This is a genomic window from Kitasatospora sp. NPDC056731, from assembly GCF_040687675.1.
Classification (GTDB): domain Bacteria; phylum Actinomycetota; class Actinomycetes; order Streptomycetales; family Streptomycetaceae; genus Kitasatospora.
Genome location: NZ_JBFBNR010000021.1, coordinates 81,395 through 104,877 on the forward strand (window position 1 = coordinate 81,395; position 23,483 = coordinate 104,877).

Here is a 23,483-nt window from a genome sequence, read left to right on the forward strand (position 1 = left end):
TCCTTGAGCTCCTAGGGTCGTCCGCATGATCTTCACCGAGAGGGAGCGCGAGTACCTGCTCGCCCAGCCACTGGCCCGACTTGCCACCATCGGCCCCGACGGCCGTCCGCAGATCCGCCCGGTGGGCTTCAGGCTCAACGACGACGGGACCATCGACATCGGTGGGCCCGCCATGGCCCGCAGCCAGAAGTACCGCAACGCGCAGGCCCGCCCCGAGGTCTCCGTCCTGGTCGACGACCTGGCTCCGGCCGATGACCCGGTCGCGGGCGGGTGGGGGCGCGGGGTCGAGATCCGGGGCCGGGCCGAGGTGCTGACCGTCGACGTGCCGCCGGTGGCGCCCGACCGCTTCAGCCGGGACATCGTCCGCGTCCACCCCCGCAGGGTCATCACCTGGAACCTGGAGGAACGGGGGTCCGCCGCCCGCGACACCGGGTGACGAGGGGGCGGAGTTCGTCGTGGATGCGGTCCGCGTGGACGGCGTACGTGTGTCCACCGGCCTCGCGTATGACAGTCACGTGCCTCGCCCATGCGGTCACGTGACTGTCATACGTGTGAGGAAGCCGGCCGTACAACGCGACCAGCCGCTGGCGGTGGCGGATGTCGTCGCCTCAGGTCGCGAGGGGCAGGTCCAGGATCCGGCGCGCGGCGCGTTCGCCGGTGGCGAGCGCGGCGTTGGTGGTGCTGTAGGCGAAGTGGTCCCCGGCCAGTTGGACGGGGGAGGCCGGATCCAGGCTCGCGGTGAAGGCGGCGAGGTCCCGGTATCCGCCGGCCGGGCGGGCGAGGACCACGTTCTCCCAGCGACCTCCCCGCGCTCGTCCTCACCCACCGCGTCGTCCAGGAGACCCTCCGGCTCTACCCGCCGATCTGGCTGTTCCCCCGCCGTACGGGCAGTGCGGTGGAACTGGGCGGCCACCGGCTCCCACCCGGGGCCCAGATCTTCTACAGCCCCTACGCCCTGCACCGGGACCCCCTCTGGTACCGCAACCCCGACGCGTTCGACCCCGACCGCTGGGACCCGCAACGGCACCCCGCTCCCCCGCGCGGCACCTACCTGCCCTTCGCCGCCGGTGTGCACGGCTGCCCCGGCGGCGACTTCGCCCTGGCGGAGCTCACCCTCCTGACGGCGGCGGTCACGGCCGCCTGGCGAGTGGACCCGGTCCCGGGCAGCCGCCCCCGCCCGATGGCGGCGGCCACCCTCGGCCCCGCGCCCCTCACCGCGACCGTGACCGCGCACCCCTGAGCCCGCTCCTGGCAGGCCGTCACCCGGGCGTCGGCCGCCCGGGGCGGGCCCTCACGTCACCTCCGCCAGAACAGGTGGTGCGTCACCCCGCTCGGGCTGGGCACCACCTCCAGGTGGAACCGGTCGAGCAGCTCGTCGGGTGACTCCCAGAGCCGTAGCCCAGGGCCGAGCTTCACCGGCGACACCGCCACGTGCAGGGTGTCGACGAGGTCGGCGGCGAGGAACTGCCGGATGGTACCGACCCCGCCACCGAGCCGGACGTCCTTGCCCTGCGCCGCCTCCCGCGCCCGTGCGAGGACCGTGGCCGGGTCGCCGTCGACGAAGTGGAACGTGGTGTCGGAGAGCGTGAACGACGGACGCCCGTGGTGGGTCATGACGAACACCGGAGTGTGGAACGGGGGTTCGTCACCCCACCAGCCGCGCCACTCGTCGTCCTGCCAGGGCCCGCGCTGGGGCCCGAACTTGTTGCGGCCCATGATCTCGGCACCGATGTTGCGCGCGAAGTCCCGCGTGAAGTAGTCGTCAAGACCCCGGCTCCCCCCGGGAGCCGTCCGCATGGGCCAGCTCGCCGTGGCCCCGGCCCAGGCGAACAGCTTCTCGGGATGGTCGTGGCCGAACGGCCGATCGAAGCTCTGCTGCTCGCTGGCACCGGCACCGACGCCGTCACTGGAGACGTTGAAGTTCATGACTCTGAGCAGTTGGTCCACGTGTTCCCTCGTCAGATCTCGTCGCGTCACCGTGCGGCAAGACGCCGCACATCATGACGTCGCAGCGGACGCGGCCGAATCGACATCGGCCCGAATCTTTTTCTCGATCTTTTTCTCGGGGCCCCGCTCATCACTGTGCTCCTCCGCAGGAGCGGCAGGGCGGTGGGGGGCGCGGGGGCTTCGCTGGAAGCCGCTGCGGGCCTCGACACCCGGCAGGAGACGCTGGTCCGGTCCGTAGTCCTCGCGGGGGTGGAAGTACAGCGGTTCGACGTCCTCGATGCGGCGCAGCCGGTGGGCGTAGGCGTCGAGCAGTTCGCGGCGATCCTCGTCGGTGGCCTGGCGGGGGGCGAAGGCGACGAAGGGCGGCAGGGGGGTGAAGCCGAGGTAGTGGAAGACGCCGTTGTTGACGGGCCAGAGCAGGTGCTGGATGTCGCCTTCGATGCCGTCGGGCGCGTAGGTGGCGGCGGAGGTGCCGGTGGTGCAGCAGATCATGGCCCTGCGGCCGAGGAAGACGCCCTTGGCGTGCTTGCGGCCGCGGCGGTAGGCGAAGCCCCGGGACATGACGCGCTCGACCCAGCCCTTGAGGACGGCGGGCATCGAGAACCACCAGATCGGGAACTGGAGGATCAGCAGGTCGCACCATTCGACCTTGGCCTGCTCGGCCGCCACGTCCGGCGGGTGGGTGCCCGTCTCGTACTGGTGCTCCTGCTCCACGTCGATCTGCAGGCGTTCGGGGTCGCGGCGGGTGTCGGTGAAGTCCTCGGCGTCGGGGACGGCCTTGAAGCCCATCGCGTACAGGTCGCTGACCTGCACCTCGTGCCCCTGTGCACGCAGGGTGGCCACGGCGGTGTCCTTGAGGGCGGCGTTGAAGGAGGCGGGGTCGGGGTGGGCGTGGACGATGAGGACCTTCACGAGGCGCTCCTGCTGTCGGTGACGGGGGTGATGGGGGCGGTGGTGACGGCGACCGCGTTCGCTCCGACGATCACCAGCATGGCGAGCCAGGACGCCGCGCCGAGGTGCTGGCCGAGCACGACGAGACCGATCAGCGCGGCGAAGACCGGGTTGACGCTCATGAACACGCCGAAGAACTGCGTGGGCACCCGCCGCAACGCCAGCAGATCGGCCAGGAAGGGCACCGCCGAGGACAGCACGCCGGCGGCCAGCGCGCAGGCCAGGGCGGCGGCGGTCGGGGGACGAAGGCACAGCACCACGATGCCGACGGGCAGGTAGAGCAGCCCCGAGAGCGCGGCGGCGGCGGCCGAGCCCTCCAGCCCGGGCAGGCGGCGGCCGACGACCCGGTTGAGCAGGATGTAGCCGGCCCAGCACACCGCCGCGAGCAGGGCCAGGGCGATGCCCGGGTAGTCGGTGGAGGGCGAGGGCCGGGCCAGGACGACCACCGCGGCCGCGGCGGCCACCGCGCACAGGGCGTCGATGCGTCGGCGCGAGCCGGCCAGGGCCACCGCGAGCGGGCCGAGGAACTCCAGGGTGACGGCCAGCCCGAGCCCGATCCGGTCGATCGCCGTGTAGAGGGACAGGTTCATCACGGCGAACACCATCGCGAGCCCGAGGACCGGACGCCACTGCGCCACCGTGAACGACCGCGGCCGCGGCCTGCCGACCGCCCACAGCACCCCGGCGGCCACCCACTGGCGGACGGCCACCACACCCGCGGGACCGATCACCGGGAAGGCGAGCGCCGCCATCGAGGCTCCGGCCTGGTTGGACAGGCCGGAACCCAGCATCAGCGCCACCCCGGCCAGGCGCCCGTCGCCCTGGGCGGTGACGCCCTCATGAGAACCCTTCAGCACCATGCCCTCCACAGTGGAGCCGGCGCAGCCATACGCAAAATGCATTCACCGACCCATTGATACGCTCGGCGTATGGATGAGCGACGACAAAGTCCCGCCGATCTGGAACTGAAGCACCTGCGCTGCCTGGTCGCCATCATCGACACCGGCAGCTTCACCGACGCCGGCCCCGAACTGGGCATCTCCCAGGCCGCCGTCTCCCGCAACCTGCACGCCCTGGAACAGTTCCTCGGGGTGCGGCTGCTGCACCGCACCAGCCGCACGATCGCGCCCACGCCGGCCGGCGTACGGGTCCTCGCCCGCGCCCGCGTCCTGCTCGCCGGCGCCGACGACCTGGTCGCGGAAGCGACCGCCGGCCACGCCCGACTCCACCTCGGCCACGCCTGGTCCGCCTTCGGCCGCCACACCACCGACTTCCAGCGCCGCTGGCACGAGCGCCACCCCGACGTCGAGCTGCGCCTCGTCCGCCACAACTCCCCCACCGGCGGGCTGGCCGAAGGCATGTGCGACCTCGCCGTCGTCCGCGCCCCGCTCGACCTGAAGCCCTGGTCACACGCCCTGATCGGCCACGAACACCGCATCGTCGCGCTCGCCTCCGACGACCCTTGGGCCCGCCGGCGCAGCATCCGCCTCGACGAGATCCCCGCCCGCACCCTCGCCATCGACCGCCGAACCGGCACCACCGCCCTGAACCTGTGGCCCGAGGACCAGCGGCCCGCCGTCATCTACACCCACGACATCGACGACTGGCTCGCCGCCATCGCCACCAGCCGCTGCATCGGCGTCACCCCCCAGGCCACCGCCGCCCAGTACCGCCGCGACGGCATCGTCTACCGCCCCCTGCGCAACGCCGCCCCCGTCCCCGTCCACCTCATCTGGCGCCGCCAGGACCCCCACCCCGCGACCCACGCCGCAGTCGCCCTCGCCATCGACCTCTACGGCGAGAAACCCGACTCCTCGCCACCCCCGCGAAAGTGACAGCGGCGATCCAGCAGGGCCGCCTCACTCTCCCGGGCACACGAGATCCGCGACAGGGCTACGGCAGGGGGCCGAGGTCGCCTTCGATGACGGTCTCCGTGATCAGGGGGCGCTCCCACAGGGTGAGGAGTTCGTTCGCGAGGGCCATGATCGGGCGCAGGTCGTGGTCGCTCGGGGCCTCGATGGCGGCGGCCGACAGGCCGCGGGGGACGGCGCCGGCGTCGAGCAGGCAGCGCCAGTCTTCCGGAGTCAGCTCCAGGAACTCCAGTCCGGTCAGCCGGGTGACCTCCCGGGGGTCGGCGAGCGCCCCGGGGCCGGCGTAGAGGGTGCGGAGCCGGGGCAACCCGATGACAGGGGTCAGACTGACCGGTTCGCCGCGCCACCCTCCGAGGGTCAGGACCTCCAGGTCGGGGTGGGCCGCCGCCTCGATGCTGTTGGGGACTTCGCCGTGGAGCCTCGCCACCACCGGCATCGGGTCCAGGCTCCGACCGGAGTACCAGCTCCGGTCCGGGTCCCGCACCAGGTCGGTGAGGGACTCGGCGAACAGGCAGGCGCCGACGCTCCGCTCGTGGTCGAGCACGATGAGCTGCCCGAGGTGGCCGCGAGGGCCGGGGGTCAGGTCGACGACCACCAGGTCCCCGCCGCCGTTGTCGCCGATGACGATCCACCCGGGCGAGCCGACCAGGTCCTGCACGGCGGCGTCGGGCGGGGTGACGCACGCCTCCGTCGCCGCGTGCTCCCAACGGAACGAGGAGCGCGAGCGGTCGGCGATGACGAGCCCGTCCAGGGAGCTCAGCTCGAAGCCGAGCGCGTCGCCGACGCGGTCGGACGCCTCCCAGCACGCCTCAGCGTCCTCGACGTCCTCGTCGTTCTCGTCGTTCTCGTCGTTCTCCGTGTGCTCCCACCACCGCGCGGCGGTCACCCGGTAGAGCACCTTGATCTCCTCGGGCAGCGCCACACCCAGGCGGGCCTCCGCGGCGGCGATCTCCTCCTCGGTGGCGCCGGTCTCGTCGGGCATCCGCTTGCGCAGCGTCCGCTCCAGCAGCTCCAGGTCCACGGAGGGGGCCGGCGCCGCCCCGGGCACCGGCTCGGGCAGGCGCCGCCACGGCTCGGGCACCGCGCCCTCGACCAGGGTGAGCGCGCCGGGGTGGGCGTTGCCGATGCCCGGGTCGACGGCCGGGCCGTGGTCGAACAGATGGAGCGCCGCCTTCCCGCTCGCCGGTATCTCCACGGCGAAGGCGACATCACCGGTCCCGGCCTCAATGAGCGCGGCCCGGACGCGTTCGATCGCGTCGTGCTGCTCCTGGTTGTCCGACACCAGCATGGCGCGCCCGGCCTTCGGGTACCGCATCCTCACCGGCACGCTCCACCCGTGCCGGCCGATCAGCCCCGCCACCTCGCCGCCCGGCGCGGCGAGCGCCTGCGCGTGGTCAGCCCGCAGGAGCCGCAGCAGGGGCTCCCAGGTCGCGAAGTCGTACAACGAGGACGACGAGGACGGCAAGGACGGCAAAGGCGACGAGGACGGCAAGGGCGACGACGAGGACAACGAGGGCCTCCAGCAGATCCGGTGATCACGGCAGTGGCGATTATGACGCCCACCCCCGACAGTGCGGAGTGCTCCGGGAGGCCGATGCGCCTGGGCGCTACCCGTGCTGCCCCAGTCCGTCGCGCAGCAGGTCGAACGCCCGCTCTGCGGCGCGGACGGCCTCCGGGTAGCGGTCGTCGGCGGACGCGCCGCCTGCCAGGCATTCCTGGTTCAGGACCGCCAGTTCCCGCTGCACCACGATCACCTGGGCGGCCACCAGGCGTGCGTCGAGCGGGTCGACGCCCGCTTCCAGCAGTGCCTCGGCCAGTGCGTCGCTTCCGCGCACGGTGTAGCGGATCATCCGCGCCGCCAGGCTCTCGGTACCGACGATCATGCGGAGGAAGGCCATCACCTCGGGGTCGTCGCACAGGCCGGTGTTGGGGTCGCGGCGCGCCAGGGCGTCGAGCATGGCGGCGCGCAGCGCCTCCAGCGGCGGCTGGCCGGCCGGGCGGGCGCGCACCGTCCGGGCCGCTTCGCTCTCGTGGTCGGCGAACCGCTGGAGTACGAGGTCCTCCTTCGTCGGGAAGTAGGCGAAGAGGGTTCGCCGGGAGACCTCCGCCGCCTCCGCGATCTCGGTGATCGAGACCTGGTCGAAGCCCCGGTCGAGGAAGAGGCGGATCGCCGTCGCCGCGATCGTCTCCCGGGTGCGTTCCTTCTTGCGTTCCCGCAGGCCCATCTGCTGATTCATGCACTCAGTCTACCTCGTGGTAGACTGAGTGCAGAATTGCACCCAGTTTCTTCTTTCGGGAGGTCATCGTGCGAACCGAGGTCATCGTGGTGGGGGCGGGCCCGACCGGGCTGATGCTGGCCTACGAGCTGACGCTGGCCGGGGTGCCGGCCGTCGTCGTCGAGAAGCAGCGCACCCCCAGCACCCAGTCCCGGGCGGGCGGGCTCCAGCCGCGCACCGCCGAAGTACTCGACCTGCGCGGGCTGCTGGAGCCGCTGCTCGCGCAGGAGCCGTCCGAGACCACCGGCGGGCACTTCGCCACCCTGCCGGTCGAGCTGGACTGCCGGCCCTGGCGCACCCGGCACCCCCACCCGGTCAACGTTCCGCAGGTCCGGCTGGAGGCCCACCTCGAACGGCTGCTCGGCGAGCGAGGCGTCCCCGTGCTCCGCGGCCACGAGGTGACGGCGGTCACGCAGGACCCGGAGGGGATCACAATCACGTGGCACGCGGACGGCACCCCCGGCGGCGGTGAGGCCCGGGACGGAGGTAAGATCCGCGGCCGCTACCTCGTCGCGTGCGACGGCGGGCACAGCACGGTCCGCCGGCTGCTGGGCGTCCCCTTCCCCGGCCGGGAGCGCCGGATGTCCGCCGTCGCGGCCGACCTCACCCTCGCCTCCCGGTCCGAGACGGTCCCCACCGAGCGCAAGCACTTCAGCCAGTACACCCGCGTGGCCGGCGGCTTCCACGCGATCCTGCACCCCATCGGCCCGGACCTGTACCGGATGCTGTTCGGCAGGCTCTCCGGACAGGGCCCGGACCGCGAGACGCCGGTCTCGGCCGACGAGGTCCGCGAGGCGCTGCACGCCGTGTACGGCCCCGACACCGAACTGGGCGAACTGCGCGCCGCCTCCCGGTTCGGCGACGCCGTGCGCCAGGTCGAGCGCTACCGCGAGGGCCGGGTGTTCTTCGCCGGGGACGCGGCGCACATCCACATGCCGATCGGCGGCCAGGGCGTGAACCTGGGCCTCCAGGACGCGGTCAACCTGGGCTGGAAGCTCGCCGGCACGATCCGCGGCTGGGCGCCCGACGGTCTGCTCGACAGCTACCACGAGGAGCGGCACCCCGTCGCCGCGCGCGTGCTGCGCCACACCCGGGCCCAGGCCGTGATCATGAATCCCGGCCGGGACGAGGAGCTCGGCACGGTCCGCGAGCTCGTGACCGAGCTGCTGGGTCTGCCCGACACCAACCGGTACGTCTCGGGCATGATGTCCGGCCTGGGCCTCCGGTACCCCGGCGTCGGCCCCCGGCTGATCGACCTGGACCTGACCACCGAGGACGGCCCGACCCGGGCGAGCCGGCTGATGCGCTCCGGCCGGGGCCTGCTGCTCTCCCTCGACGGCAGGCGACGGTCGGTCGGCGACCGGTCCGACCGGGTCGAGCACGTCCTGGCGAAGACCGACGAGGACGTGGACGGCGCCGGCGCCCTCCTGGTCCGCCCCGACGGCTACCTCGCCTGGACCGACACCGACGGCACCCCGCTCGACACGGCCCTCGCCCGCTGGTTCGGCTGAGGCCCCGGGCGGTTCGTCGGTACGCCGCGGTCCACGGCGCACCGACGGACCGCCCGTCGCGCTGTCGCCACCTGCCGCACGGGGCATCCGCCGGTTCCACGGAGGCCTCACGTCGGGAAGAGCGCGGCCGCTCTATCTGGAGCATTCGATCCAGATAGGCTACGGTGAAACCATGGCAAGGACCCGGGAGTTCGACACCGAGGCGGCGGTGAGCCGCGCCATGGAGCTGTTCTGGACGCGCGGCTACGAGGCGACCTCGGTGCGCGACCTGACCCAGCACCTGGGGATCGGGCAGGGGTCCCTGTACGCGGCGTTCGGCGACAAGGCCGGCCTGTACCGGGCCGCGCTGGACCACTACCGCGCCACCCTCGCGGCGGATGCGCTGCGCAGCCTGGAGGAGGGGACGGATGTCCGCTCGGCGATCCGCACGATGTTGATGGAGCGGGTCCGCATCGCCGCCGAGCACGGCGGTCGGGGCTGTCTGGCGGTCAATGCCGCCTGCGAGCGCCTACCGGGGGACTCGTCGATCCGGCGCACCGTACGGGACATGCAGGATGTCAGCCGGGACGCGCTCGCGCAGGTGCTGCGGGTCGCGGCGGAACGGGGTGAGATCGCGGCGCGGCACGACCCGCACAGCCTCGCCGCCTTCTTCGTCACCTTCCTCAACGGGCTGCTGGTCTCCTCGAAGATCACACCGGACCCCGAAGCCCTCGAACCCGTCGTGGAGGTCGCGCTCGCCGCCCTCGACTGACTTTTTCATGCCCGAAATCTGTATCGAACGATCCAGATAAGGGGTCAGATCCCGCATCCGGCGCTCCACCTCTGCTCCACCGAAACGCTCCCTGCTCCATCGAAGCGCGCCATCAAAACGCTCCATCGACACTTCGGAGGACCCGTGCCCATCGCACCCACCCCGAGTACGCCCGCCCTCGGCGGCAGCCGCTGGAACACCTTCCCCGCGGCCGGCACCGCCCTGACCGCCCGTGACTTCTTCACGGCCACGGAGCCGCTGCTGCAGGGCGTCATCGATGACAACGCCCTCACCGCCGCCGACGGCGAGGTGCTGGAGACCCAGATCCGCGCGACCCTCGCCCTCGGGACCCGGGAGACCTCCCTACCGCTGGCCATCGGCCCGGGCAGCGCCCCGGCCGCTCGCGAACTGGGCGCGCAGGCCGAGGAGATCGGCCATGAGCTCGCCTCCTGGGCCGCCGCGGCCCTGGAGCGGCTGCTCGCCGACCGGATCGCGCTGCCCGCCGGCCCGCTGATCGTCCGCAGCCACTGCTACGGCCACCTGCTTACCCCTCCCGCGACCGACCTGCTCCTCGGCCGCCGTGGCGGACCCGTCACGATGCAGCTCTACAACGAGTGGCTGCACCAGGCCGTCCTGCTGCGCGACGCCCTGCTGCCCTTCACCAACTGGCAGGACGTCCCGCTCCTGATCACTCCGACCGGGCTGCGGCACATCGAACCGGCCCGGGACGCGTTCCTCACCGAACTCCTGGTCCGCCGGATCCGGCACACCAGCATCGTGGCCTTCGCCCGCCACGCCGTCACCGGCAGCCCCGGCACATCCGGCACCTCCAGCCCGGCCGGCTACGGCTTCGAGGCGAGCGGCGGCACCGCTCTGCCGGCCGTCCTCGACCAGCCGCCCCTGACCGCCCCCCGGTACCTGCTGACCTGGCGCCCCGACCCGGCCGCCGACGAAACCGTCACGCACGTCGCCGAGTTGCGGGACTACTACGCCGCGCCGCGCACCCTCGTCGAGCACCTGCCGCCCGCCACCACCGCACCGGGGCCGCTCACCGGCCGCATCACCGGCCGCATCGTCGCCGGGCCGGTCGCCGACGGGGCCCGCACCGCCGCCATCGAGCTCACCCACGACGGCGCCACCGCCCACGTCGACCTCGGCCAGGCCCTGCGCGGCCACCGCTTCGCCCACCGGCCGGACGGCGCCGCCAGCGCCGACGCGCTGCCCGCCGACGCACCGGCCACCGACCCGCCCGCCGCCACCGACGTGTGGACGTCCCTGCGCGCACCGGGGCTGGTGTGGACGGTGGCGGGCGACGCCGTCCTGGACGCCACCGGCCAGGACGACCTCGTCGTCCTGGCCCTACTCGGCCGGCTCTACCCGGAGAACGTCACCCTGCACCCCGCCGACCGTCCCGTCACCCACCCCACCGACCGCACCACCGACCACCCCGCCGACCGGGCAACCGCCTCCGGCAACAGCCCGAGCCGACTGGTGGCCCGGGTCGACCCGCCGCGGACCAGCTGACACCCGCTCCACCTGGAAGGGGCCGCCCCTCGGTAGCCGACACCCGGCCACCGAGGGGCGGGTACGGGTCAGCCGGCCCGGTAGCGGGTGGCGAGTTCGGGGCTCTGCGCGCCGAACGCCGCCAGCTCGGCCCGGAAGACGGCGTCGAGAAGGCTCGCGTCCTCCACGCCGGGCGCGCACACGACTTCGCCGAGTTGCAGGCCGCGCAGGGCCGCGGTGACGACGTCCTCGGCACTCATCCTGGGTACGGCGCTCAGATCGAGGCCCTGGCGCTCGTGGAACTCGGTGGCCACCACCCCCGGACAGACGACCTGAACCTGGACGCCGGTGCCTTCGAGCTCGGCCGACAGCGTCTGGCTCATCGCGACCAGGTGGGCCAGGGCGCCGGCGTAGACGGCGCGGCGGGGCAGCTGGGAGTGCGGGGCGGGGCCGCTGAAGGCGATCATGCCGGCCACGTTGATGATCGCGCCCCGGCCGCGCTCCTGCATGCCCGCGACGGCGGCACGGGTGAGCAGGGTGGGGGCGAGGACCTTGACGTCGACCAGTTCGCGGGCCAGGTCCGCGGGCAGGTCGGCGAGCGGCATGTAGTGGGCGACGCCCGCGTTGTTGACCAGCAGCGTCAGCGGTTCGGCCGCGCAGATCCGCGCGACGGTGTCGATGCCCTCGCCGGTGGACAGGTCGGCGGCCACGGATCGCACCTCGACCCCGGTGTGGGCGGCGGCGAACTCCTCCAGCCGCTCCCGGCGCCGGCCGACCAGCACCAGGTCGTAGCCGTCGCCGGCCAGCCGCTCGGCGAATGCCCTGCCGATTCCGGAGGTGGCGCCGGTGACGAGTGCGAGGTTGCTCATGCGCGTCGTTCCCTGTCGGTAGTCGGCCGTGACGGCCGGAGTGCGGGTCTCGCGGCGTCACGAGGGCGCTGCCTGCGGCTGGTCGGTCGTCAGTGGGGCGAGACCCCATCGGTCAGCCGTGTGACCCCGCGGTCACGACGGTCACGACAGTCACCACGGGACGGGGCCCTCCTCCTCGAAGAACCCTCCGGTGGGGCCGTCGGGGGCGATGGTGGCCATCCGGACGATGATCTTGGCGCACTGCTCGGCCGACACGGCGCCGCGGGGGTTGAAGTCGGTGGCGGCGGATCCCGGGTGGACGGCGTTGATCCGCATGGTCGGGAAGGCGTTGGCGTACTGGACGGTGATCATGTTGACCGCGCTCTTGGACGAGCAGTAGGCCACCATCGGGAAGGTCGCCTCAAGGCTGGCGGGGTCGCTGCAGCGGGCGAGGGAGCCGCCGCTGCTGCTGACGTTCACGATGACGGGGTGGCTGGCAGCCTTCAGCAGCGGCAGAAAGGCGTGGGTGACGCGGACGAGGCCGAAGACGTTGGTGGCGTAGACCGTCTCCAGGTCGGCGGCGGTGATCTCGGCAGGCGGGTTCCACCTGCCCGAGATGCCGGCGTTGTTGACCAGGACGTCGAGCCGGCCGGCCTCCTCGCAGATCAGCTGCGCGGCGGCCTGGACGGACTCCTCGCTGGTGACGTCGAGTTGTACCGCGCGGGCGCCGATCTGTTCGGCCGTTTCCCGGCCGCGTTCCAGGTCGCGTGCCCCGAGGTAGACGGTGTGTCCGGCCCCGGCCAGTTGGCGGGCGGCCTCCAGGCCGATCCCGCGGGTGGCTCCGGTGATGAGTGTGGTCGTCATGGCGTGCTGTGAAGGCGTCGGGCCCCCGTGATCCGGGGCTCCTCGCGCCTTCACCTCCTTTCCGGGTGGGTGGAACCGCACGGTCGCGCCGTGCGCGTTCCTACGGTGTGCTCAGGGCTGTGAGCCGTTCTCTGCTCTCCTCGTCGGCGGCGGGCATGACCGCGAGGAACTGGTCGCGTTCCTGGGCGACGGTGAGGACCTGCCAGTTCAGCCGGACCTCGCCGACGACCGGATGCAGGACCCGCTTGCTGCCGAAGTTCCTGCCGGAGACTCGGTAGGTGGTCCACCAGTGCTGGAAGTCGGAGTCCTCGGCGCTCAGCTCGGCGACCAGTTCGGCGAGCCTGGGGTCGCTGGGGTAGCGGCCGGCGTCCATCCGCAGGTAGGCGACGCACTCGCCCGCCGACAGGTCCCAGTCCGGCAGGCGCTCGCGCGTCCGCGGGTCGAGGAACGTCAGCCACAGGTAGTTGCGGTGCTCCTCGGGGACCGCGGCGAAGTCGAACAGCAGCTCGGCCGCGAGGTCGTTCCAGGCCAGGATGTCCATGAACCGGCCCAGGACCACGGCGGGCGTGGTCCGCAGATCGGCCAGTACGGCCAGCACCGCGGCGGGCACGACCTGGTGCCGTGAACGCCGCTGTCGGCGGGCCGGGGCCAGGTCGGCCAGCTGGCGCAGGTAGTCACGCTGGTCGTCGTCCAGCAGCAGGGCGCGGGCCAGTGCGTCCAGGACACTGCCGGACGGTGCGGGCAGCCGGCCCTGTTCGAGGCGGGTGTAGTAGTCCACGCTGATCCCGGCCCGCCCGGCCACCTCCTCCCGGCGCAGCCCGGCCACCTTGCGGGACCGTTCGTACACGGGAAGTCCGACCCGTCGAGGCGAGACCTCGGCGCGCCTGGCACGCAGGAACGTGGCGAACTCCCGGCGCTTGTCGTTGTTCGTGCTCACACCGGCCACTGTGCCAGGGCGCCGCGCGAGCTGGGAGGACATGTTTTTCCCTGGAAGAACGTGTCCTCCCAGCCTGCACCACCGGACGGCTCTCGATCTGCCGGACGGTGCTCGTCGATGCCGAACAGAACCGGCAGGCCGCGCGGGCGGCACGGCCGGGCCGAGGTCGGACCGGGCCGGGCCGGGCGTCGGGTCCCGGGAACCGGGTGCGCCACGGGCGGCGGTCTGCGGTGTGGCCAGCCGGGTGAACCTTCGCCAATTTGTCCGTATCGCCTCGTTTATCACATTTTTTTAAGAAAAACTGACTGCCGAACAGCCCGGCTTGTCCTGCCCTGCTGCGCGGCGGCCCCGTGCGTCCAGTACTCGCCGACGCCGGCCGTTCGTCCGACAGGCCCTGGGAGCACCGATTCACCAGACACCGGCAACAGACGCGGCCACTGATCCGCCCGACGATGCGTCCGACGATGCGCACGACCCGGTGTGCCGAACGGTGCTGCCCGACCGAGGCCGCCGCCGATCGCGGCTGACGCTCCGCCGGCTCTCCCCCGGACCGGTCCGGACGGTGCGGCGCCCCCGGCGCGGGCGGGCGCCACCGGACGGACCGTAGGTCCGACTCCACCGCATCTCCCAGACCTGTGTACCGGCAACTCGGCCGGCCCCCTTCTGTTGCTCCCTCAACGCGCCGCCACACCGTCCGTAACCCCCGTTCCGCTTCTCCGGGCCGACGCGGCCCCTGCGCAGGATCGAAAGGAATCGTCATGAGGCGCTGTGCGACCACACGCACGGCCCGGGACCGCCGCCGTGCAACCCCATCCGGCGTACGACGGCAGGGCGGGGCGCTGCGCGCCCGGTCCCCGTACGGACCCGAGGCACGCGCGGCAGTGGCCGGACTGCTCGGCATCGTCGCGAGCATCGGGCGACTGGCCCGCAGGACCGCCGTCGCGCTCCTGCCACCACGCGAAGGCTCCGCCGCCGAGGCGCTGCGGGCCTTCCGCGCCGCGCTCGCCGTGCTGGTGGCGGTCGCCGCGACCGTCACCTCGCTCACACTGCCGGCACACGCCGCCCCGGCCACCCCGCGTGCCCCCTCCACCGGGAAGCCGGCGGGCCGGCAGCAGCCGGTGACGTTGGAGAAGACCGGAACCGACCTGGCGACCGGCAGCAGCAGCACCACCACCCAGGGCGACACCGTCCAGTGGGTGGTCTCGGCCACCAACCCGGACGGCGCCCCCGCCAACACCGTGATCACCGACGTGATCCAGGGCGGCCCGGGCAGCACCCCGCAGACCCAGTCCTACGTGCCGAACTCGCTGAAGGTGCCTCCGGGCTTCAGCAGGCAGTGGTCCACCGACGCCGGCACCTCGTTCACGTCGACGGACCAGGGGGCGGCCACCAACGCGATCCGGGCGACCAACCCGGTGTTCGCGTCCCCGGCGACCGGTCAGGTGGTGCAGATCCCACCGCCGTTCACCCCCATCAACACCGCCACCGGCGGCGACGGCTTCACGCCGATCCTCTATACCGCCACCATCAACGGCATGCCCACGCCCGAGGTGTGGAACATCTACCACCACGGCGCGTCCAGCCAGGCTGCCGTGGTCTGCACGGACCTGCTGACGAACGGTCCCTGTCCCCTGCCGGACGGCACACCGGCGTCCTGGCCCCAGCCGCTCAACTCCGCGGCCGTCGGCGGGACGAGTGGGGACCTCGGCAGCACCCGCACGCCCACCTACGTGCAGTCCGGGTCCAAGCTGTACTACGCGGCCGTCAGCCGGGTGACCTTCGCCGAGATCGGCGTCGGCTGCATCGACCTCCAGGCGCAGAAGAGCTGCGGCTTCGTGCCTCTGCAAACCGGCTCCGGCAGTGTCGTCGGCGGTGTGGTGGAAGCGCCGAACGGTCTGATCTACGCCGTGTCCGGCACCGGTGAGATCCTCTGCTACGACCCCACCGCCAACGCGTCCTGCGGGACCTTCTCCATCGGCCTGCCCCCCAACGAGGGCCAGGGCGGCTTCACCGGGGACTACTCGGGCACGATGACGGTCATCAACGGCAAGATCTACGTCAGCGACAACGAACCGGTGCCCAATCCCACGGTGATGTCCTGCTTCGACCCGACGACGAACGCGGCCTGCACCGGCTGGACCACGCCCAAGGTCCTGGTCACTCCGACGGCCGGCGGCGCCGCTCGCGCGGACAACGTCTTCGCCACGTACGACTCCGCAGGCACCGCCATCGGCGTCTGCTCGGTGGTCGGCGGCGTGCTCGCGGAGACCAACCCGCCGGTGGGCACCGTGGTCTGCTTCGACTTCGTCGGCAACCCGATCGCCGCGGCACCGGGCCTACAGACGCTGGTCAGCACCAACGTGGCCTCGGGCGAGAGCAACTTCCAGATCCCGCTGACCATCACCGCCCCCAACGGGCACCTGGACACCGAGTTCCCGTACTGGATCTACCTGGGCAACACGCCGACTCTGAACAGCACCGAGTACTGCTACGACTGGACCACTCAGTCGCCGTGCGGCTCGTTCGGCAACGCCGGCGTCGTCAACGGCCCGCCCAACGTCGACGGCGGCTACACCAGCCCCTACGGGTTCGCCTACGACGGCCAGTGCAAGTACAGCCTCGGCGACGTCGGGTTCCTGTTCTCGATGGACCCGACCACCGGCGCCTCCCCGTGCCTCAAGACCAAGGCGCAGGGCAGCCTCGACCCGAGCGCGTACTACTGCGACGGCAAGACGGGGCACGTGACGTCGTACGGCACGGTGAGCCTCGTCGACATCGATCCCACGACGGTCAACTTCGCGCAGTCGTCGGTGACCGTGAAGGACTCGAACGGCGCGGCCCTGGGCACGTTCCCCTTCGACACCACCACCATGAAAGCCGACATCTCGTCCGTCCCGATCAGCGCCTCACCGATCCAGGTCGTCGCCAACCTCACCCTGATCAGCGGGGCGTCGTTCACTCCGGACAACCAGCCGAAGATGCAGGTGACGTTCGTCGGCGACCCGCCGCAGGTCTGCTACCAGACCAAGGTCAGCGAGGACTGCACCGTCACCTCGGTGAGCGACCAGGCCACAGCGACCACCAACGGCATGGCCCCGGTCACGTCCAACACCGTCACCCTCCAGGTGACTCCCGGGCCGTCCTGCAAGCCTGAGCTGACCGTGCTCAAGGAGGTCTGCACCTCGGCGAACCCGGGTGACTGCGGGCCCGGCGGCAGCGGCCCCTGGGCGAGTCTCACCACGGTCGCACCGGGTGGTACGGCCTACTGGCGCATCACCGTCACCAACCCCGGGACGGTCCCCGTCACGGGCATCACCCTGACGGATGCCGTCACCCCCGCGTGCGCCACAGCGGCAGGAACGTTCAACCTGGCGGCGGGGGCCAACAGACAGGTCTTCTGCAACCTCCCCAACGTCACCGCCCCGACGACGAACGTCGTCACGGCGACCTTCCCGGGGCCCGGCGGCACCCCCATCACCACACCGCCGTCGGAAGCGACCGCCAACGTGCCGTCGCTGGCCATCGTCAAGGAGGTCTGCACCTCGGCAACGGTCGCCAACTGCATCGAGGGTGGTAACGGCCCCTGGGCCGGCGTCACCACCGTTCCGCCCGGCGCCACCGCGTACTGGCGGATCACCGTCACCAACACCGACGGCGTCGACATCTCCGGCATCACCCTGACGGATGCCGTCACCCCGGCGTGCGCCACGGTCGCCGGAACGTTCAACCTCCCGGCAGGGGCGAGCACCCAGGTCTTCTGCAACCTCCCCGGCATCACCACCTCGACGACGAACGTCGTCACGGCGAGCTTCCCCGGCCCCGGCGGCACCCCCATCACCACACCGCCCGCCGAGGCCACGGTCGACGTTCCGTCGCTGGCGATCGTCAAGGAGGTCTGCACCTCGGCAACCGCGGGTGACTGCGGGCCCGGCGGCAACGGCCCCTGGGCCGGCGTCACCACCGTCGCCCCCGGCGGCACCGCCTACTGGCGCATCACCGTCACCAACACCGGTGCGGTGAACATCTCCGGCATCACGCTCAACGACGCCGTCACCCCGGCATGCGCCACGGCCGCCGGCACGTTCGATCTGGCAGCGGGAGCGAACAAGCAGATCTTCTGCAACCTCGCCAACGTCACGAAGCCCACCACCAACGTCGTCACGGCCACCTTCCCCGGCCCCGGCGGCACACCTCCGATCACCACACCGCCCTCCGAAGCAACCGCCAACGTTCCCTCGCTGGCGATCGTCAAGGAAGTGTGCACCTCGGCAGTCGCCGCCGACTGCGGGCCCGGCGGTAGCGGCCCCTGGGCCGGCGGCACCACGGTTCCGTCCGGTGGCACCGCCTACTGGCGGATCACCGTCACCAACGACGGCCCCAGCGACATCACCGGCATCACCCTGACCGACCCCGTCACCCCGGCGTGCGCCACGGCCGCCGGCACCTTCAACCTGGCGGCAGGAGCGAACAAGCAGATCTTCTGCAACCTCGCCAACGTCACCCAGGCCACCGCCAACGTCGTCACCGCGACCTTCCCCGGCCCCGGCGGCACGCCCATCACCACCCCGCCCGCCGAGGCCACCGTCGACGCTCCGTCACTGACGATCCTCAAAGAGGTCTGCACCTCGACCACTGCGGCCGACTGCGCCAGCGGTGGTAGCGGCCCCTGGGCCAAGACGACCATCATCCCGTCCGGTGCCACCGCGTACTGGCGGATCACCGTCACCAACACCGGGACGGTCCCCATCGCGGGCATCACCCTGACCGATGCCGTGACCCCGGCGTGCGTGACGGCCGCCGGCACGTTCAACCTGGCGACGGGGGCGAACAGGCAGGTCTTCTGCGACCTCGCCAACGTCACCACCTCGACCACCAACGTGGTGACAGCCACCTTCCCCGGCCCCGGTGGCCCTCCCATCACCACACCACCGTCGGAAGCAACGGCTGACGTTCCGTCGCTGGCGATCGTCAAGGAGGTCTGCACCTCGACAACCGCCGCCGACTGCGGATCCGGCGGCAGCGGCCCCTGGGCCGGCATCACCACCGTCGCACCGGGCGGCACCGCGTACTGGCGGATCACCGTCACCAACACCGGTGCGGTCCCGGTCAACGGCATCACCCTGGCCGACCCCGTCACCGCGGGCTGTGTGACGGCGGCCGGCACGTTCAACCTGGCGCCGGGAGCAGACAAACAGATCTACTGCAGCCTCCCCAACGTCTCCACCTCGACCACCAACGTCGTGACGGCCACCTTCCCCGGCCCTGGCGGGACCCCCATCACCACGCCGCCCTCCGAGGCAGCAGTTGACGTTCCTTCCCTGACGATCGTCAAGGAGGTCTGTGCCTCCACCACAGCCGCGAACTGTGGGCCCGGTGGTAGCGGCCCCTGGGCCGGCGTCACCACCCTCCCGCCCGGCGGCACCGCCTACTGGCGCATCACCGTCACCAACAACGACGGCGTCAACATCACCGGCATCACCCTGGCCGACGCCGTCACCCCGGGCTGCGCGACGGCCGCCGGCACCTTCAACCTGGCGCCGGGAGCAGACAAACAGATCTACTGCAACCTCCCCAACGTCACCACCTCGACCACCAACGTCGTCACGGCGACCTTCCCCGGCCCCGGCGGCACACCTCCGATCACCACACCGCCGTCGGAAGCAACGGCCAACGTTCCCTCGCTGACCATCAACAAGGAGGTCTGCACCTCGGCAACCGCCGCCGACTGCGGATCCGGCGGCAGCGGCCCCTGGGCCGGCATCACCACCCTCCCGCCCGGCGGCACCGCCTACTGGCGCATCACCGTCACCAACACCGACGGCGTCAACATCACCGGCATCACCCTGACCGACGCCGTCACCCCGGGCTGCGCGACGGCCGCCGGCACCTTCAACCTGGCGCCGGGAGCGAACAAGCAGATCTACTGCAACCTCCCCAACGTCACCCAGTCCACCACCAACGTCGTCACCGCGACCTTCCCCGGCCCCGGCGGCACCCCCATCACCACCCCGCCCTCCGAGGCAGCAGTTGACGTTCCGTCCCTGGCGATCGTCAAGGAGGTCTGCACCTCTTCAACCGCCGCCGACTGCGGGCCCGGTGGTAACGGCCCCTGGGCCGGCGTCACCACCGTCGCACCGGGCGGCACCGCCTACTGGCGCATCACCGTCACCAACACCGGTGCGGTCCCGGTCAACGACATCACCCTGACCGACACCGTCACCCCGGCATGCGCCACAGCCGCCGGCACCTTCAACCTCGCAGCAGGGACGAACAAGCAGATCTTCTGCTCCAGCTCCCACCTGACGGAGTCGACGACGAACACCGTCACGGCCACGTTCCCCGGTCCCGGTGGGACGCCCATCACCACCCCGCCCTCCGAGGCCACGGCGAACGTTCCCTCGCTGACCATCAACAAGGAGGTCTGCCAGTCCGACGTCCCCGGTAACTGCGCCGAGGGCGGGTCCGGTCCGTGGGGCAAGGAGACGACTCTCCACAAGAACGACGGCAAGGAGGACTGTGACCGCGACAAGTGCAAGGCGTACTGGCGGATCACCGTCACCAACACCGGCACGGTCGACATCAGCGGCATCACACTGAACGACCAGCAGGAGGCCTCCTGCGTCGTCGCTGCGGGGACGTTCAGTCTGGCCTCCGGGCAGGAGAAGAGGTTCTTCTGCTCCAGCGTCATCACGGAGGACACGACCAACACCGTGACGGCCTCCTTCCTGCCGCCGAACGCCGCGCCGGGTACCCCGCCGATCACCACTCCCCCGTCCTCCGCGATCGCACGCTGCGCCCCGCCCTGCGACAGGGACAAATGCAACGAGCACAAGCCCGAGCCGGGTGACGGCCACGGCCACGGCGGTCACGGCGACGGGATGGAGGTCGGCCACGGACCGGAGCCGGCCGGCTACCCGCAGCCGGGTGGCGGCAACGTCTCCGGCCCGAACGGCGGGATCCTGCCGCACACCGGCGCCGCTGTGGTGCCCTTCACCCTCACGAGCGCGCTCCTGGCGGGCCTCGGCGCCCTGCTGGTCGTGGTCGTCAGGGTTCGGCGGAACCGGAAGGGAGTGAGGAGCGAGTGATCGCAGCCTGACCGAGGTCTGATCGGCCCCGACCGGTGGCCCGGGAACACCCGTTTCCGGGCCACCGCCCTGTCGTGGCGTTGCTGCGTTCGCATAATTGCTGATTGACGATCGGTACGGTGAGCAGCTCATCGCTCGGCTCATATCTATAAACAGGGGGGGGAACAGGCAATCACTCGGCATCCGGCCGTCGAGTGTCGAACCGATTGGAACGAATCCCATGGCCTTCTGGGACGACGAGGATGTCCCCAATCCGACAGATGACTCCCCCGCGCCGTCCGATCGGCGGCAATCCGTCCGGACCGGGTCGGCGCACCGGACCCGCAAGCGCGTCCTGCTGGCCGTCACCGTGGCGGCCGTGGTCGTCGGCAGCGGATTCCTGTTCCGTTCGGGGTTCGGACCCGACCACGCCGAACCCCCGTCCGGGTCCAGCGGAGACTCGATCCCGGTCGGCTACCAGCAGGCACCCGCCACGCTGGTGGTCTACGAGGACTACGACTGCGCTGCCTGCCGGAAGTTCGCCGAGCGGTTCGACCCGACGCTCCGCCAGCTGGTCGCCGAGAATCGCCTGGTCATCCAATACCACCCGGTGACGACCGACGGCCGCAAGACCTCGGCCCAGGCCGCCAACGCGGCGGCGTGCGCCCAGGACGCGGGAAAGTTCACCGCCTTCCGCGAGGTGCTCGTCGCGGCCGGCAAGCAGGACCCGGACGCGAAGCAGGACCTGCGCTCGCTCGCCGACCGGGTGAGCGAGCTGCGGTCCGCGGCGTTCGACCGGTGCGTCGACGACGGCACGCACGCGGGCTGGGTGAGCCGCGAGAGCGGCACGTTCGCGAAACAGTTCCACACGGACGCACCGGTGGCCGTGCTCAACGGCGACCGGGTCGAAATCGACGGTGACGAAGCTGCCACCAAGCTGTGGAAGACGGTCGAGGACCTCGCGCTGAAGGACCCTGGCTTCCACCCGCCGGTGAGCACCCCGTCGCACCCGCGCGCCTCGACGGGCCCGGCCGCCACCGCCTCGGGCTCGGCGCACGCGGCCCCCTCCGCCTCGGCGGCCCCTTCCGCCTCGGCAGCCTCCTCCGCCTCGGCGTCCGCCTCGCCCAGCAGGGCGAGGACGGCCGAAGCATCCGGGCGCACGGCGGCGGCTTCCGGCACCAGGGAGTCATCACACGCTTCCGACGACTGACGACCAGTCGCCCCGGCCGTTGTCACGCGACGGAACACCCCCGCCCGGTTCAGCGCCGCGCGTCACTCCCGGTCAGGACCGACCCGGCGGCTGAGGGCCACTGCGAAACGGCGGCCCGGAGTAATTCTTCCGGTAGACGCGGAAGGGCGGAGAGGTATTCCGTCCCCTCCGTGGGCAGAACTCGCACCGAATAATTCGGGTTCAACGTTCAGAAACCAACCAGCGAACGAGGGGAACATGAGCCGGGCAAATCGAAATGGAAAGCTGATTGCACATGAGCGCAGGCGCGCGGAACGCGCGGCACGGGAAATTCTCGCGAAGCGTCGACGCCGTTTCATGGCATTCGGCCTCGTGCCCGCCGTCGTGACCTCTGCGGTGATCACAGGGGTCGTCGTGCAGACGTACCGGTCCCAGGACGACCGGCCCGCGCTGGCGCCCCTCGGAACGGTGGCCGGAGGCAAGGCCATCGAGGTGGGGGCGGAGAAGGCTCCGGCCACCCTGGAGGTATACGAGGACTTCCGCTGCCCCGCCTGCCAGGCGGCCGAGGCGCGCCTCGGCGAGGTACTGCAGAAGTACGTGCAGTCCGGCCGGCTGCGCCTGGAGTACCACCCCCTCGCGGCCATCGACGCCGGCCTTGGTGGGAAGGGTTCGCTGCGAGCGGCCAACGCCGTCGCGTGCGCGCAGGACCTGGCCAAATTCGCCCATTACCATGCCGTCCTCTTCTCCAACCAACCCGAGGAGAAGAACGACAGGTTCGCCGACCGTGCGGAACTCCTTCGGCTCGCCGAAAATGTCCCCGGACTGCGGACCCCGGCTTTTGAGCAATGCGTCAAAAAGGGAACGCACGAGGCTTGGGTGCGCACTGTCACGGAGGAGTTCCGCGATCACAAATTCCGGGGGACGCCGGCCATGCTGCTCAACGGCAAGCAGCTCGACGGGCATGCCGGTGGGGCCATGGCCTCGAAGGAGGCGTTCGAGGGCGCGGTGCTCGAAGCCGTCGCCGAGGCCGGCGGGCCCTCACCGTCGCCCTCAGCGTCACTCCCCTCTTCGCCTGCGCAGCCGCCCGAGCATGCGGCCCGTCCGCGTTCGACGCCGAGTTCGGCCCCATCGCCCTGATCCGTACCGGCAGGCCCGCGCCAGGGGGGAGGGGGAGTCGGCGTGCGGCTATGGGTCTGCGTTCCCGGTGTGCGGGGGGTCGGCGGGGCGTTCGGTGGCGGCGGGGGTGAAGAGGCCGGTCGTCTCGGTGATCGCGAGCAGGCGCTCGACCTGGGTGCTGGCCGCGGTGATCGCGAGGGTGCGGTCGGTGCGGTGCGCGGTGCTGCGCAGGCCCAGCAGAAGGTTGAGGCCGGAGCTGTCGCAGAAGGGGACGGCGGACAGGTCGACGTCGAGCCCGGTGCCGCTGGCCTGCAACGCACGTCCGAGGGTTTCGTCCAGGCCGCCGACGACGTCGAGGTCGATCTCGCCGCGGACCGTCGCACGGACCCGGTCCCCTTCGACGGCGAGCCGGACCAGCAGGCCCTTGGCGACGTGCAGGTCCGCGGGCAGGCTCCCGTCGACCGGGGGCGGCGGGGGCGGCACGGGGGGTGGAGGAGTCGGGGCAGCGGAACGCGCCACGGGCGGCTTACCGCGCATGGTCTCTTCTCCTGCCTGTGAGCCATGGGACGACATCTCCAGCGTCTGCCGAATCCCTTCTCACGTCAACCAATACGTGAACGGAAATTCGTCAATGGCAATGCGTGCAATCGGGTTC

At 71.6% G+C, this 23,483-nt stretch carries 20 protein-coding genes; 10 read left to right on the forward strand and 10 right to left on the reverse strand.

Annotation, left to right across the window (positions count from 1 at the left end; genetic code table 11):
* The first annotated feature begins 25 nt into the window (after nucleotides 1–25).
* A complete protein-coding gene (locus AB0R04_RS22585) occupies nucleotides 26–436 on the forward strand; it encodes a PPOX class F420-dependent oxidoreductase (RefSeq protein ID WP_363373882.1) in 411 nt (136 codons plus the stop codon).
* A gap of 172 nt (nucleotides 437–608) precedes the next feature.
* Here AB0R04_RS22585 and AB0R04_RS22590 read toward each other — a convergent pair whose 3' ends face one another.
* The gene (locus tag AB0R04_RS22590) at nucleotides 609–788 is read right to left on the reverse strand and encodes an FAD-dependent oxidoreductase (RefSeq protein ID WP_363373884.1); all 180 of its coding nucleotides are present in this window, start codon (nucleotides 786–788) and stop codon (nucleotides 609–611) included.
* Here AB0R04_RS22590 and AB0R04_RS22595 point away from each other — a divergent pair.
* The gene (locus tag AB0R04_RS22595; RefSeq protein ID WP_363374021.1) at nucleotides 761–1,240 is read left to right on the forward strand and encodes a cytochrome P450; all 480 of its coding nucleotides are present in this window, start codon (nucleotides 761–763) and stop codon (nucleotides 1,238–1,240) included. The two genes, AB0R04_RS22590 and AB0R04_RS22595, sit on opposite strands and share 28 nt — an antisense overlap.
* A gap of 56 nt (nucleotides 1,241–1,296) precedes the next feature.
* Here the strand turns inward: AB0R04_RS22595 and AB0R04_RS22600 are convergent, their stop codons facing one another.
* The 3 genes from AB0R04_RS22600 to AB0R04_RS22610 are packed head-to-tail and all read right to left on the reverse strand — an operon-like array spanning nucleotide 1,297 to nucleotide 3,758.
* Nucleotides 1,297–1,947: a dihydrofolate reductase family protein gene (locus AB0R04_RS22600; RefSeq protein WP_363373887.1), complete on the reverse strand. Its 651-nt coding sequence runs from the start codon at nucleotides 1,945–1,947 to the stop codon at nucleotides 1,297–1,299.
* 51 nt (nucleotides 1,948–1,998) lie between these two features.
* The gene (locus tag AB0R04_RS22605) at nucleotides 1,999–2,859 is read right to left on the reverse strand and encodes an NAD(P)H-dependent oxidoreductase (RefSeq protein ID WP_363373890.1); all 861 of its coding nucleotides are present in this window, start codon (nucleotides 2,857–2,859) and stop codon (nucleotides 1,999–2,001) included.
* Nucleotides 2,856–3,758 carry an EamA family transporter gene (locus AB0R04_RS22610; protein WP_363373893.1) on the reverse strand — a complete coding sequence of 301 codons (903 nt, stop codon included), beginning with the start codon at nucleotides 3,756–3,758 and terminating at the stop codon, nucleotides 2,856–2,858. Before AB0R04_RS22610 ends, AB0R04_RS22605 begins: the two co-directional genes overlap by 4 nt.
* A 69-nt stretch (nucleotides 3,759–3,827) precedes the next feature.
* Here AB0R04_RS22610 and AB0R04_RS22615 point away from each other — a divergent pair, with 69 nt between their 5' ends.
* Nucleotides 3,828–4,733 carry a LysR family transcriptional regulator gene (locus tag AB0R04_RS22615; RefSeq protein ID WP_363373895.1) on the forward strand — a complete coding sequence of 302 codons (906 nt, stop codon included), beginning with the start codon at nucleotides 3,828–3,830 and terminating at the stop codon, nucleotides 4,731–4,733.
* Nucleotides 4,734–4,791: 58 nt separating this feature from the next.
* Here the strand turns inward: AB0R04_RS22615 and AB0R04_RS22620 are convergent, their stop codons facing one another.
* The gene (locus tag AB0R04_RS22620; RefSeq protein WP_363373898.1) at nucleotides 4,792–6,057 is read right to left on the reverse strand and encodes an SMI1/KNR4 family protein; all 1,266 of its coding nucleotides are present in this window, start codon (nucleotides 6,055–6,057) and stop codon (nucleotides 4,792–4,794) included.
* Between AB0R04_RS22620 and AB0R04_RS22625 the strand changes: the two genes are divergently transcribed.
* On the forward strand, nucleotides 6,056–6,304 hold the full coding sequence (locus AB0R04_RS22625; RefSeq protein WP_363373900.1) for a hypothetical protein: 249 nt from the start codon (nucleotides 6,056–6,058) through the stop codon (nucleotides 6,302–6,304). The two genes, AB0R04_RS22620 and AB0R04_RS22625, sit on opposite strands and share 2 nt — an antisense overlap.
* Nucleotides 6,305–6,376: 72 nt before the next feature.
* Here the strand turns inward: AB0R04_RS22625 and AB0R04_RS22630 are convergent, their stop codons facing one another.
* A complete protein-coding gene (locus tag AB0R04_RS22630; protein ID WP_363373902.1) occupies nucleotides 6,377–7,006 on the reverse strand; it encodes a TetR family transcriptional regulator in 630 nt (209 codons plus the stop codon).
* Nucleotides 7,007–7,074: 68 nt separating this feature from the next.
* Here AB0R04_RS22630 and AB0R04_RS22635 point away from each other — a divergent pair, with 68 nt between their 5' ends.
* The 3 genes from AB0R04_RS22635 to AB0R04_RS22645 all read left to right on the forward strand — a co-directional run bounded on the left by AB0R04_RS22635 (nucleotide 7,075) and on the right by AB0R04_RS22645 (nucleotide 10,831).
* Nucleotides 7,075–8,556, forward strand: coding sequence for an FAD-dependent monooxygenase (locus AB0R04_RS22635; RefSeq protein WP_363373904.1), 1,482 nt, complete (start codon nucleotides 7,075–7,077; stop codon nucleotides 8,554–8,556).
* Between the two features lie 172 nt (nucleotides 8,557–8,728).
* Nucleotides 8,729–9,307, forward strand: coding sequence for a TetR family transcriptional regulator (locus tag AB0R04_RS22640; protein WP_363373906.1), 579 nt, complete (start codon nucleotides 8,729–8,731; stop codon nucleotides 9,305–9,307).
* A gap of 144 nt (nucleotides 9,308–9,451) precedes the next feature.
* Nucleotides 9,452–10,831: a hypothetical protein gene (locus AB0R04_RS22645; RefSeq protein WP_363373908.1), complete on the forward strand. Its 1,380-nt coding sequence runs from the start codon at nucleotides 9,452–9,454 to the stop codon at nucleotides 10,829–10,831.
* A 68-nt stretch (nucleotides 10,832–10,899) separates the two neighbouring features.
* On the opposite strand, the gene AB0R04_RS22650 is transcribed toward AB0R04_RS22645, so the two are convergent.
* The 3 genes from AB0R04_RS22650 to AB0R04_RS22660 all read right to left on the reverse strand — a co-directional run bounded on the left by AB0R04_RS22650 (nucleotide 10,900) and on the right by AB0R04_RS22660 (nucleotide 13,459).
* Nucleotides 10,900–11,679 carry an SDR family NAD(P)-dependent oxidoreductase gene (locus AB0R04_RS22650; RefSeq protein ID WP_363373911.1) on the reverse strand — a complete coding sequence of 260 codons (780 nt, stop codon included), beginning with the start codon at nucleotides 11,677–11,679 and terminating at the stop codon, nucleotides 10,900–10,902.
* A gap of 150 nt (nucleotides 11,680–11,829) precedes the next feature.
* Nucleotides 11,830–12,522: an SDR family NAD(P)-dependent oxidoreductase gene (locus tag AB0R04_RS22655; protein WP_363373914.1), complete on the reverse strand. Its 693-nt coding sequence runs from the start codon at nucleotides 12,520–12,522 to the stop codon at nucleotides 11,830–11,832.
* A 100-nt stretch (nucleotides 12,523–12,622) separates the two neighbouring features.
* Nucleotides 12,623–13,459: a helix-turn-helix transcriptional regulator gene (locus tag AB0R04_RS22660; RefSeq protein ID WP_363373916.1), complete on the reverse strand. Its 837-nt coding sequence runs from the start codon at nucleotides 13,457–13,459 to the stop codon at nucleotides 12,623–12,625.
* Nucleotides 13,460–14,340: 881 nt separating this feature from the next.
* On the opposite strand from AB0R04_RS22660, the gene AB0R04_RS22665 reads away from it, so the two are divergent.
* From AB0R04_RS22665 to AB0R04_RS22675, 3 genes are all read left to right on the forward strand, one after another.
* Nucleotides 14,341–20,544 (forward strand): hypothetical protein, encoded by a 6,204-nt coding sequence (locus AB0R04_RS22665; protein ID WP_363373918.1) that lies wholly within the window; start codon nucleotides 14,341–14,343, stop codon nucleotides 20,542–20,544.
* Between the two features lie 220 nt (nucleotides 20,545–20,764).
* Complete coding sequence (locus AB0R04_RS22670; protein ID WP_363373921.1) at nucleotides 20,765–21,733, forward strand: thioredoxin domain-containing protein; 969 nt, start codon at nucleotides 20,765–20,767, stop codon at nucleotides 21,731–21,733.
* 237 nt (nucleotides 21,734–21,970) lie between these two features.
* A complete protein-coding gene (locus tag AB0R04_RS22675) occupies nucleotides 21,971–22,849 on the forward strand; it encodes a thioredoxin domain-containing protein (RefSeq protein ID WP_363373923.1) in 879 nt (292 codons plus the stop codon).
* A gap of 48 nt (nucleotides 22,850–22,897) precedes the next feature.
* Here the strand turns inward: AB0R04_RS22675 and AB0R04_RS22680 are convergent, their stop codons facing one another.
* Nucleotides 22,898–23,365, reverse strand: a complete 468-nt coding sequence (locus AB0R04_RS22680; RefSeq protein WP_363373925.1) for an STAS domain-containing protein — start codon at nucleotides 23,363–23,365, stop codon at nucleotides 22,898–22,900.
* Nucleotides 23,366–23,483 lie beyond the last annotated feature (118 nt).